Origin of the sequence: Pseudoalteromonas sp. CnMc7-15 (assembly GCF_022347925.1) — a bacterium.
Lineage (GTDB): Bacteria > Pseudomonadota > Gammaproteobacteria > Enterobacterales > Alteromonadaceae > Pseudoalteromonas > Pseudoalteromonas ruthenica.
On the sequence record NZ_JAKRFT010000002.1, the window covers coordinates 177663 to 189228 of the forward strand.

General features: G+C 47.1%; 9 protein-coding genes. 6 read left to right on the forward strand and 3 right to left on the reverse strand.

Features of this window, described 5'->3' with window-relative positions; genetic code table 11:
• Window positions 1–101: 101 nt before the first annotated feature.
• The 4 genes from MHM95_RS04565 (at window position 102) to MHM95_RS04580 (ending at window position 4588) form a co-directional block, all read left to right on the forward strand.
• The gene (locus tag MHM95_RS04565; protein ID WP_239384921.1) at window positions 102–2528 is read left to right on the forward strand and encodes a M1 family metallopeptidase; all 2427 of its coding nucleotides are present in this window, start codon (window positions 102–104) and stop codon (window positions 2526–2528) included.
• Window positions 2528–3016 carry a DUF6702 family protein gene (locus MHM95_RS04570; RefSeq protein WP_022943528.1) on the forward strand — a complete coding sequence of 163 codons (489 nt, stop codon included), beginning with the start codon at window positions 2528–2530 and terminating at the stop codon, window positions 3014–3016. The genes MHM95_RS04565 and MHM95_RS04570 overlap by 1 nt, the downstream gene beginning before the upstream one ends.
• 124 nt (window positions 3017–3140) lie before the next feature.
• Window positions 3141–3743, forward strand: coding sequence for an HAD-IA family hydrolase (locus MHM95_RS04575; RefSeq protein ID WP_239384473.1), 603 nt, complete (start codon window positions 3141–3143; stop codon window positions 3741–3743).
• Between the two features lie 119 nt (window positions 3744–3862).
• The gene (locus MHM95_RS04580; RefSeq protein WP_045980020.1) at window positions 3863–4588 is read left to right on the forward strand and encodes a YebC/PmpR family DNA-binding transcriptional regulator; all 726 of its coding nucleotides are present in this window, start codon (window positions 3863–3865) and stop codon (window positions 4586–4588) included.
• A gap of 57 nt (window positions 4589–4645) precedes the next feature.
• Here the strand turns inward: MHM95_RS04580 and MHM95_RS04585 are convergent, their stop codons facing one another.
• Window positions 4646–6829, reverse strand: coding sequence for a malate synthase G (locus MHM95_RS04585; RefSeq protein ID WP_239384475.1), 2184 nt, complete (start codon window positions 6827–6829; stop codon window positions 4646–4648).
• A gap of 216 nt (window positions 6830–7045) precedes the next feature.
• Here MHM95_RS04585 and MHM95_RS04590 point away from each other — a divergent pair, with 216 nt between their 5' ends.
• Window positions 7046–8650 (forward strand): isocitrate lyase, encoded by a 1605-nt coding sequence (locus tag MHM95_RS04590; protein WP_022943532.1) that lies wholly within the window; start codon window positions 7046–7048, stop codon window positions 8648–8650.
• A gap of 292 nt (window positions 8651–8942) precedes the next feature.
• On the opposite strand, the gene MHM95_RS04595 is transcribed toward MHM95_RS04590, so the two are convergent.
• Window positions 8943–9539 carry a hypothetical protein gene (locus tag MHM95_RS04595; RefSeq protein WP_138589014.1) on the reverse strand — a complete coding sequence of 199 codons (597 nt, stop codon included), beginning with the start codon at window positions 9537–9539 and terminating at the stop codon, window positions 8943–8945.
• A gap of 50 nt (window positions 9540–9589) precedes the next feature.
• A complete protein-coding gene (locus tag MHM95_RS04600; RefSeq protein WP_239384477.1) occupies window positions 9590–11287 on the reverse strand; it encodes a phosphate ABC transporter substrate-binding/OmpA family protein in 1698 nt (565 codons plus the stop codon).
• A 130-nt stretch (window positions 11288–11417) separates the two neighbouring features.
• On the opposite strand from MHM95_RS04600, the gene MHM95_RS04605 reads away from it, so the two are divergent.
• Entirely contained in the window at window positions 11418–11564 is a 147-nt protein-coding gene (locus MHM95_RS04605) for a hypothetical protein (RefSeq protein ID WP_022943535.1), read from the forward strand.
• Window positions 11565–11566: the final 2 nt, after the last annotated feature.

The window sequence follows — 11566 nt, forward strand, 5'->3', positions numbered from 1 at the left end:
ATTAGATTGGTCGCGCTTGTATGCACTTCATCGCGTCTCAGTTGCAGCATTTGGCTACTTTTGCAACAGTGTCACAAATAGCAAAAAACACTGTGTTTATGATGAATAAAAATAATAAAACCTTAGTTCTGCTTGGGGCGCTCACTTTGATTAGCCAAGGGGTGATGGCCAATGTAATGCAAACCAAGGGGAATTTCGAAGATAAGTTTCGCCAACTAGACGAGTCCCTGCCTACTGCAAATACCTACCGAAGTGCCGCTGGCGCCCCGGGGGAAAATTATTGGCAGCAGCAAGTGGATTACGATATAGACGTCACTCTAGATGAAAAAGCACGACGTTTGAGTGCCAGTCAGCGTATCGAGTACACCAATAACTCTCCGCACACCCTGCGTTACTTGTGGCTCCAGCTAGATCAAAATATATATAAGGCAGACTCAATTGCTGAGCGCAGTAAAACCTTTAAGTCTGGGCTTGAGGCTCAGCCTGTAGGTAAACCCAGTAAGCTGAGCTTATCGGCCCTGCGACGCATGCAATTTCTCGCCGACAATGAGCCGGGGTTCGTGCTCAGCAATATCAAAGATGAGGACGGGGATGATCTCAAAGCCACTGTTGTCGACACCCTTATGCGCGTCGATTTAAACCAGCCTCTGAGACCTGGACAAAGTACCGAATTGAGCATGGACTTTGCGTTTAATATTGTTGAAGAAGACGCCGTGGGCGCTCGCAATGGCTATGAACACTTTGAAAAAGACGGCAATGACATCTTTTTGTTAGCGCAGTGGTTTCCGCGTTTGGCGGCTTACACCGATTATGAAGCATGGACCAATAAAGCATTTTTAGGGCGTGGCGAATTCACCTTAGAATTTGGCGATTATGATGTTGAAATCACCGTGCCGGCAGATCATATCGTCTCCGCGACTGGTACCCTGGATAACCCAGGCTCGGTACTTAACCGCACCCAGCGCCAACGCTTAGAACAGGCAAAAAATGCTGAGCGTCCGGTCTTTATCGTGACCGAAGAAGAGGCCTTAGAGAACGAAAAATCAGCCACACAAGAGACCAAGACTTGGCGTTTTAAGGCCGATAATGTACGCGACTTTGCGTGGGCATCATCACGAAAATTTATGTGGGATGCGAAAGGCTATCATCAAGGTGGCGACGAACAACCGCTGGTGATGGCGATGTCGTTTTATCCAAAAGAGGGCGGCGACCTGTGGAAAAAATACTCCACCGAAGCGGTGATCCATACCATGGAGGTATACTCTCGCTATTCATTTGATTATCCATATCCGGTCGCCCAATCAGTAAATGGTCCTGTGGGCGGCATGGAGTACCCGATGATCACATTCAACGGGCCACGCACGGAGTTGCGCGATGACGGCTCTCGCACTTACTCCCAAGCAGAGAAACGTTTTCTCATTGGTGTTGTTATACACGAAGTTGGGCACATCTATTTCCCCATGATCGTTAACTCAGATGAGCGTCAATGGACTTGGATGGATGAGGGATTAAACAGTTTCCTTGATGGAGTTGCTGGACGCGAGTGGGATCCAGATATTCCTTGGGGAGTGGAGCCTCGCGATATTGTCGAGTACATGAAATCTGAACATCAAGTGCCAATTATGACACAATCAGACAGTGTGCTGCGCCTTGGGCCCAATGCCTACACTAAGCCAGCAGCGGCGCTAAATATTCTCCGCGAGGTAATTTTGGGGCGCGAGTTATTTGACTTTGCCTTTAAAGAATATGCCAACCGCTGGAAATACAAACGACCCACTCCCGCTGACTTTTTCCGCACCATGGAAGAAGCCTCAGGTGTCGACCTAGACTGGTTTTGGCGGGGCTGGTTCTATAGCACCGATCACGTCGATATCGCTTTAGATAAGGTATACAAGCTGCGTTTGGATACCATGAATCCAGATATCGACTTTAACCGCCTGCGTGAGATTGAGAAAAATAAGCCGACATCATTGTTTGTTGAGCGCAACAAGCGTGAGGGCCGTGACTTGTGGATAGATAAGAACCCGGATGTACGCGACTTTTATGACAGCAACGATCGCTTCACCGTGACCAATAAAGAGCGTAATGCCTACCAAAAGATGCTCAGCAAGCTAGAGCCATGGGAACGTCGCACCTTAGACAGAGCAGTAGCCGAGGACAACAACTATTACGTGATGCAATTTAGCAACGTGGGCGGCCTGGTTATGCCCATTTTACTCGAGCTTAGCTACACCGATGGCACCACAGAGCAACGTTACATTCCAGCCGAAATCTGGCGCCGTAATGCCAAACAGGTGGAAAAGCTGATAGTGACCGACAAGGGTAAAGAAATTGCCAGTATAGCCGTCGACCCGGGCTGGGAAACCGCAGATGTAGATGTGTCTAATAACTATTACCCACGACGTATCATGGAATCGCGTATCGAGACCTACAAGCGTAAGAAGAGCAAGGCCAAGGTCAGTCGCGACATCATGCACGATATTAAAACCGAGCTCAAAGAGGCTAACGAAGAGGAACAACAGCCATAATGCGTATTATCGTGCTTTTATCGGTGCTGCTATTTAGCAGCGCCAGCTTGGCTCACCAATTAAAAAACTCGGTGACCACCGTGCTATTCAATCAACGCACTGAACATATTGAGCTGATGCATCGCTTTTATCTTCATGACACAGAGCATGCCGTCGAAGACCTATTTGGCAATCAAGCTGATATGTTAAAGCATGCAGATGACCAACAAAAATTTGCCGACTATGTAGCCGAACAAGTGGCGATAACCGACCCCAACGATCAGCCTTTGCAGTTGAGCAATGTTGGCTTTGAAGTGGATGGTAAGTTTTTTTGGGTGTACCAAGAGGCAGCGATGCCAAAGCAGCCGCTAAAGGGCCTGAAAATGACACACGGGGCACTCCATGAACTGTGGCCTGCGCAAATTAATATGGTCAATATAGAGGGCAAAGGCAAAGTGCGAACTTTGTACTTTGAACGCCAGAACCAGTGGCATAGCGTTACCTTCTAAGCGCTTCCCCCAACCAGCGTGCACATCAGGGAAGATGTCGATGTGCGCGTTTTTTCCTGCTATGGTTGCGCTTATAGCGGTGCAAGGTCGTATCATTGCAACCATATAGTTTACAGGAAATACAATGCCAAGCAGCAAGCCTCACTCTCTTAATGGCGTCATTTTTGACATGGATGGCACACTATTCAGTTCTATACTGAATTTTGCTCGCATCCGTGAACAGCTCAACTGCCACGCTGATATCGATATTTTAGACTTTGTTAGTACCTTGGATAGCGAAGGGCGGCAACGAGCAGAGCAAGTGATACTCGACCACGAACTTGCCGATGCACAGCAATCTCAATTATTACCAGAGGTTAAGGCAGCAGTGCAAAGGCTACACCAGGCCAACATTCCGATGGCCATCGTCACCCGTAACTGTCAGCAAGCAACGGCCATCAAAGTAAAACGCAACCCTTTGCCAATTGAGCTGATTTTGACCCGTGATGATGCTCTCGCAAAACCGGACCCCAGTGCACTACTTCACATAGCCGAACGATGGCAAATGGCACCAACCGAGCTCGTGTACGTAGGTGATTATAAATACGATATTGAAGCGGCGCGCAACGCCAATATGCGCGCTTGCTTATACGCGCCCCAAGCGCTTCCTGATTATGCACATCAGGCTGATCATATCATTCGCTGTTTCAGTGAGTTGCCTTCCCTCTTCCCAAGTTATGTTAAATAACCTTATTTAAAAAGTTTGCCCAACAAAGCAGCACTTTTATGTAAACATGGCACTAGCCCAATGTGCTGCGAGTTGTTAAAATCCAGTGAGGAAATAAATTCAAACTTGAGAGATTGAAAATGGGCAGAGCGTTTGAAGTTCGTAAAAACGCCATGGCGAAAACAGCCGCGGCAAAAACAAAAGTAAACTCAAAATACGGTAAAGAGATCTACGTCGTTGCAAAAAATGGCGGTGCTGACCCAGATGCAAACCTTTCTCTACGCCGTTTGATTGATAAAGCTAAAAAAGATCAAGTACCCGCTCACGTAATTGATAAGGCGATAGAAAAAGCAGCCGGTGGTGCGGGTGAAGATTACTCTGCGGCACGTTATGAAGGGTACGGTCCAGGTAACTGCATGGTTATTGTAGACTGCCTTACTGATAACCCTAATCGAACCATTAAAGACGTACGCTTACCGTTTACCAAAACCGACTCCAAGATCGGCAACCCAGGTTGCGTTGCGCACATGTTTGATCACCTCGCCATTTTGGGTTTCGAAGGTGATGATGACGAAGAAGTGTTGGAAGCGCTAATGATGGCTGATGTTGACGTCACAGATGTCGAAGTAGAAGACGGCAAAGTATCTGTATTTGCCCCGCATACCGAGTACTTCAAAGCGAAAACAGCACTTACAGAAGCATTTGCAGACATTAACTTTGATGTTGACGAAATTACCTTTGTGCCACAAACACACATTGAAATCACCGACGAAGATGATATCGCCAACTTTGAGAAGTTTATGAACATGTTGGAAGATTGTGATGACGTACAAAATGTCTATCACAACGCCATTGTTAATAACTAATAGCGTTAATAAAAAAGCCGGCTAATATGCCGGCTTTTTTATTGCTGTAAAGGCCCTTTACATCGACGCTTGGCGTTCTTTGAACAGTCGGCGGTAATGATGCAAAAGCGGCTCGGTATAGCCATTGGGCTGTGATCTACCTTTGAAAACCAAATCTGTCGCAGCTTGAAACGCTAAGCTATCAAGCAAACTTTGTTCACTATCAGCCATATTTTTATACTGGCTATCGCCCGCATTTTGCTCATCAACCACCTTAGCCATACGCTTCATGGTTTTCAGGACTTGCTCTTCGGTGCAAATTCCATGGTGTAGCCAATTGGCAATATGTTGACTAGAAATCCGTAATGTCGCGCGATCTTCCATTAAGCCGACATTATTGATATCGGGCACTTTTGAACAACCAACGCCTTGTTCTACCCAACGCACAACATACCCCAAAATGCCTTGCACATTATTATCGAGTTCGAGCTGAATATCTTCGCTGCTGAGTTGTTGCTGATTATCAATCGGCGGTGTGAGTAAGTCTCTAAAGGACTGCTGGCTTTGTGCTGATAATGTTTTTTGCTGCGCGAATACATCAACATCATGATAATGAAGGGCATGTAAGGTTGCGGCAGTCGGGGAGGGCACCCAGGCGGTGTTGGCACCCGATTTCACATGGCCGATTTTCTGCTCCATCATTAACGCCAGTTTATCTGGCATTGGCCACATGCCTTTACCTATTTGTGCTTTACCACTTAAGCCACATTCTAGGCCAATACTAACATTGCGTTTCTCGTAAGCATCTATCCAAGGCTGAGCTTTAATTGCCGATTTTGGCAATGCCGCACCGGCCTCCATAGCGGTATGAATCTCATCGCCGGTTCTGTCCAAAAAGCCGGTATTAATAAAGACCACTCGCTGTTTCGCTTGCGCAATACAGGCTTTCAAATTCACCGAAGTACGCCGCTCTTCATCCATAATCCCCATTTTCAAGGTATTGCTAGGAAGGGCTAATAAAGCCTCCACTTCACTAAATAGCTGCGCGGTGAAGGCCACTTCCTCGGGGCCGTGCATTTTAGGCTTAACGATATAAATACTCTGAGTGCGCGAGTTAGCTAACTCGGAGCGGCTGTGATATTCGGGAAGCGCGCACAAACTAGTAAAGACCGCATCCAATATGCCTTCAAATACCTCGTTACCATCGCTGTCTAGTATGGCGGGTGTTGTCATCAGGTGACCGACATTGCGAACAAACATTAAGCTTCGGCCATGAAGGGTCAGCGACGAGCCATCTAACTTAGTAAAATGTTGATCCTTATTAAGGCGCCGTGTCTGAGTTTGCCCATCTTTGGAAAATTCGCAGCTCAAGTTTCCCATCATCAGCCCAAACCAGTTACGATAAACTTGTGTTTTATCCTCGCCATCAACGGCAGCGACAGAGTCTTCACAGTCCATGATGGTGGTTAGAGCAGACTCGAGTACGATGTCTTTAATGCCAGCTTTGTCGTCGCGGCCGATGCGGTTGTGTGGGTCGATGGCGATAATAAAGTGCAGGCCATGATGACAAAATAGCAACGCAGTCGGGCGCTCAGGTTGACCCTGATAGCCAATCAACTGCGAGGGCTCAGCGAGGGTTACTTGCTGAGAGTCACCCAAAATAACCACAAGCTCGCCATTGTTTATCGCATATTCGGTACTTTCAATGTGTGAGCCGCTTTTAAGCGGTAACGCTTTATCTAGGAATTGTCGCGCATAGGCCATGACCTTAAAACCGCGCACAGGGTTGTATTGGCTACCTTGCTCTGCGCCTTCTTCCTCACTGATCACATCGCTGCCATACAGTGCATCATACAAGGAGCCCCAGCGGGCGTTGGCGGCGTTTAGGGCAAAGCGTGCATTACTCACTGGCACCACAAGCTGCGGTCCAGCCATGCGCGCGATTTCATCGTCTACACCCTCGGTTTCTACGCTAACCTGTTGTGGTTGCTCGAGCAAATAACCGATATCTTTTAGAAACTGGGTATATTCATCATGGTTATCTTTAGTATTTTTCTGATAATAACCGTCAATGTGCCTCTGCAAACTATCCCGCTTCGCCAGTAATGCCTTATTGATGGGAGTAAGGCGCTGAATGATATCGGCCAAACCCGCGAATAGGCGTTCAGTATCGAGTTCAGTGTGCGGCAGGACTTGCTCAGTTATGAATTGATAAAGCTGAGCATCAATAGCCAAGCCGCTGTGAGAGATGCGCTGGGTCATGTGCGTTTCCTTTAAACGAAGAAGTTAGTCATTTCACTGTAACTGAAAAAGCGCTGATGTGAACCCAAACCCCATTCATTAAAAATATAGCCACAATAATAACTATAAATTTAATAAATCAACCCAATTCGTCCTAGGGTAAAAATACAACGCACCGAGCACTCTCACATTGGCTTTGGGGCAATTAAACAGTTACCCGTTCAAAGGATACCTATAATGACAAACTACAACGCACACATCGACACGTTAAGCAGCCTTCGTCAAAGCAACCTACCGCAGTGGCAAGGGATTAATTCGGAATATGCAGCGCGTATGCAGCTTCAAAACCGTTTCAAAACCGGTCTCGATATCGCCAAATACACCGCTAAGGTGATGCGCGAGGACATGGCCGCTTACGACGGTGATTCAAGCCAGTACACGCAATCCTTAGGTTGTTGGCATGGGTTTACCGCGCAACAGATGATGATGGCCATTAAACGTCATCAAAAAACCACTAAGCGCAGCTATGTCTATCTTAGTGGCTGGATGGTGGCAGCATTGCGCTCTGAGTTTGGTCCATTACCGGATCAAAGTATGCACGAAAAAACGGCGGTGCCTATGCTTATTGAAGAGATCTATACCTTCTTAAAACAGGCCGACGCCCGTGAACTTGATCATCTATACAAGGCATTGGACGAGGCCAAGGCCCAAGGTGGCGATGTTGCAGCTATCACCGCACAAATCGACAACTTTGAGACCCATGTGGTGCCCATTATTGCCGATATTGATGCCGGCTTTGGTAACGAGGAAGCCACCTATCTATTGGCGAAGAAAATGATAGAGGCCGGTGCCTGTGCAATTCAAATTGAAAATCAGGTATCCGATGCTAAACAGTGCGGTCACCAGGCCGGTAAGGTAACGGTGCCCCACGAGGACTTCTTGGCCAAAATCAATGCGGTTCGATATGCCTTTCTAGAGCTGGGTGTTGATGATGGCATCATCGTTGCGCGCACCGACTCATTAGGTGCGAGCTTGACCCAGAAAATTCCAGTAAGCAAGGAAGCCGGAGATCTTGCTAGCCAATACTTGAGCTTCTTAGATACCCAACCTATTTCTGGGGGGGATGATCTGCTAGAAGGTGAAACAGCCATTAAGCTCAACGGTCAGCTATGTAAACCGGTGCGCTTAGATAATGGCTTATATCAGTTCCGCGCCGGTACGGAAAAAGACCGCGTAGTACTAGACTGTGTCACAAGCTTACAACATGGTGCCGATTTGCTATGGATTGAAACCGAGAAGCCGAATGTAGAGCAAATTGCGGAGCTGGTAAACCGCGTTCGCGAGCAGGTTCCTAACGCTAAATTGGTGTATAACAATTCGCCTTCATTTAACTGGACGTTGAAGTTCCGTGAGCAGGTGTATAGCCAATGGCAACAAGATGGCCGCGATCTAAGTGCTTATCCAGACCCAAGCCAAGATCCTAAAGTGCTTATGGATGCGAGCCTCGATGGCTCAGAACTAGCCAAAGAAGCGGATCATCATGTGCAAAACTTCCAGCGTGACGGGGCACGTGAGGCGGGTATTTTCCATCATTTGATCACTTTACCCACCTACCACACAGCAGCGCTCAGCACCGATATTCTTGCTGAAGGGTATTTTGGCGACTTAGGTATGCTTGCCTACGTGCGCGATGTGCAACGTCAGGAGATCCGTCGAGAGCAAGCCTCAGTGAAGCACCAAGACCTAGCGGGTTCAAATATTGGTGATACCCACAAGGAATACTTCTGCGGCGAAAACGCACTCAAAGCAGGCGGCGAAGCCAATACCATGAACCAGTTCTAAACCAAAAGGTGTGTTGCCAGTGAAAGGGCCGTTATCGGCCCTTTTTTTGGATCAGCATTTTACTTAGTGCAAACAAGGCGGTGCTCATCTCCCCAAGGAGAGCTTTATTAAAGAGGTTACTGGGCCTTTACAGCGGTATAAACCACTTTTTTACCAACTGTATTGAGCTTTATTTTTATCACAGACCACATTTTTACTAACTAAACGACAGGGACAAATCACTTTTTTACTAACTCAAGGTATAAAAAAACCGCCTAAAAGGCGGTGCAAAACTGAGTTAACTTGCCTGTTCTTATGCTTGTTGGCGACGCAGTGGCACGACTTGAGCCCCTTCATCTACGACTTCATCCTTTGGGTCTTTTTGCTCCTCAACCAATGAGTTCAAACGATCACGCACGCGCTGAGCATCACTCTGTTGCTGTGACGCAGCTTGATTTAATCGCTCACGGACAGCGTTAATACGCTCTTGTTGAGGGTCTTTAGGCACCATAGCTTCTACCGACACACCTTCTTGTGCCATCATCGCAGCTAAATCTGCAGAGGGCAGATTTAAAGCTTTAGCAGCAATCGTAAATGTCTCTTTGCAAGCAACCTGCTCAGCCAAGCTAAGCTTGGCTAAGGTGGCTTTGAGTTTGTGATAGTCTAAAAAGAGTTGTCCGAGGTGACTCTGAATCACGGATTCACTCGCATCGGTATGCGGTTTTTTAACACCCGCTATCGCGTCTTTGAGTAACCCTTCTTCGCGCATACGGTTAAGAAGCGCATCGGAAGGTAGCTTTAAGTCGGTAAAAACCTGATCTAAATTGCGTTGTACACGCATGGCTTCAACCATACTTAAGCGGGCAAAGGCGCCGGTAAGATTATAGTGATCCGTTAATATGGCAAACATATCCCCTCCTGAATCAGCAACTAAAGTAGCAGCTATCGATGACAGAATAATTACAACACCCACACCTCAACGCGACGATTACGTTCACGACCTTCTTTGCTTTGGTTGTTGGCAACAGGCAAAACCTCACCAAACCCTTGGGTGTCAAAGACCGCCACACCGCGAGCGGTGAGCTCCTGCTCTACAGAACGAGCACGCTGCAAAGATAATGTTTTATTGCGCCCTGCATCCCCGGAGTTATCAGAGAACCCCATTAGTATTACGCGCTTTTGGGCATGACTTTCAAGGTAATCGAGCAAACGTTGGAGGTCGCGCTTACCTTTGTTATCCAACTGACCGCTTCCATGCTCAAAACGAAACGTCAGTGATAATCGCTGACCTTGTTTAGCATACTGCTTATATACCGTGGGCGCTTCAGTCATTGGCTGCACTTGCTCAACATGAATATTCTGCGAAATAAGACCCGTATCGGAGACTATCTCTTGCCCAGCATAAGAAATGGCATACTGAGCAAAGTTCTTGATAAACATCGATGCCGTGGTCGGTGTATACACGTAAAGTCGACGTGCTAGCGCGTAATCTTCAGTACCGATAGTAAAGCGAGTAGGGTAGATGGGCGCTGTTTGAGCTCCCTCAGAGACCGCAATTGCCTTATTGTGAAGAATGTAGTTCAGCCCTATAAAACCGATGCCGTACTCATCTTGTGAAACCTTTTGAGATAACACTGAGCTTGACTCAAAACGCTGGGCAAGCGGACTTAACTGCGCCTGATGCTTTTTAAGTACTAAGTTTTTAAAGGTATCCCAGGTGCCGGACTTGGCGTCTCGAGCATATAGATTAATGGTCTCAGAAGGTCCTCCAAGCTCACGCCAGTTGCTTATTTTACCGGAGAAAACCGCAGCTAATTGCTGCGTTGATAGGTGGCTGACAGGGTTATTTTGGTTAACGATAACGGCTAATCCATCAAGGCCAATAATGTGCTCATTGCCTATTTGGCTGAAATCACCAAAACGCGCTTTAAGCTTATCGACTTCTTTGCTTTTAACTTTGCGTGAAGCCATTGCTAAATCTGCTTTGCCGGCTTCAATGTCTGCGAAACCAGTGCTTGAGCCATGCGCATGCAACTCGATGTAATATGACTTGCTATCGAGCTGATAGTGCAGTTCTCTTTCGATGCTTACCTCGCCTTGACGCCAATTAAACTGCTTTGCCCCGAGCTCCTTTAGGTAGCCCTCGAGTAAGGCTGGAGCAAGCTTTTCACCAATGGTGTTGGAACCGTGAATACGAAATGCTAGTTGCGCTGGCTGTTGCTCTTTCTCTTGAACCCTGCCATTGTTGGTAGGCTGTTGAGCTGTGTTGACTTGTGTTGGTGCCGCTGGCTTCGAGGCCATGGCGATGTCAGGCTGCTGGTTGACGTAAAAGGTATACCCTGTGGCGACGAGCGCAAGAACGACAGCTACCCCAGCAAAAATAAGTGACAGCGGCGTGGTGGTTTTATCTTTGCTGACTTGTTCGCTTGCGCCAGTGCTGGGTGATGCCCCTTGCTGCTGTTGCATATCTTGCATAGCGGCTATGACGGCACTTAACTCACTATCTCCCAATAGGCTTAATTCATTGAGTACCAGCTTCCGATAACTCTCATCAGCGATAAATTTTTCCGAAGCTATTTCGATCCCATACTTATTTTGCGCTAAGCTTTGTAATTGCTGCAGGCGTTCGATAAAGCCCTGAGAATGATGCGATGTCATAAAAAACCTAAGTCATTATTTTTTGCGCATAGCTTAGGGTTCTAAGATGACAGTTTCATGAATTGTAAAGGGGGTTTACGAACGCTGTGTATCACCGTTATCACTTACTTCAGCCATATAGGGACGTGTTATGATGAAGATATCTGGATACTTATTTATCGCCAGCGCAATCGCTTTTGCTGGCGCCGCATTCATTGGCAATATTCTCTCTTTGTTTGCAGTATCTGCAGCCTTTATCGCTTTAGGAATTACACAAATCAGAAAAGCGCCACATTGACT

What these genes read in the sequence shown, in the direction of transcription:
- MHM95_RS04565 (WP_239384921.1), top strand. Translation starts at nt 102, where the DNA reads ATGAATAAAAATAATAAAACCTTAGTTCTGCTTGGGGCGCTCACTTTG.
- MHM95_RS04570 (WP_022943528.1), top strand. Translation starts at nt 2,528, where the DNA reads ATGCGTATTATCGTGCTTTTATCGGTGCTGCTATTTAGCAGCGCCAGC.
- MHM95_RS04575 (WP_239384473.1), top strand. Translation starts at nt 3,141, where the DNA reads ATGCCAAGCAGCAAGCCTCACTCTCTTAATGGCGTCATTTTTGACATG.
- MHM95_RS04580 (WP_045980020.1), top strand. Translation starts at nt 3,863, where the DNA reads ATGGGCAGAGCGTTTGAAGTTCGTAAAAACGCCATGGCGAAAACAGCC.
- MHM95_RS04585 (WP_239384475.1), bottom strand. Translation starts at nt 6,829, where the DNA reads ATGACCCAGCGCATCTCTCACAGCGGCTTGGCTATTGATGCTCAGCTT.
- MHM95_RS04590 (WP_022943532.1), top strand. Translation starts at nt 7,046, where the DNA reads ATGACAAACTACAACGCACACATCGACACGTTAAGCAGCCTTCGTCAA.
- MHM95_RS04595 (WP_138589014.1), bottom strand. Translation starts at nt 9,539, where the DNA reads ATGTTTGCCATATTAACGGATCACTATAATCTTACCGGCGCCTTTGCC.
- MHM95_RS04600 (WP_239384477.1), bottom strand. Translation starts at nt 11,287, where the DNA reads ATGACATCGCATCATTCTCAGGGCTTTATCGAACGCCTGCAGCAATTA.
- MHM95_RS04605 (WP_022943535.1), top strand. Translation starts at nt 11,418, where the DNA reads ATGATGAAGATATCTGGATACTTATTTATCGCCAGCGCAATCGCTTTT.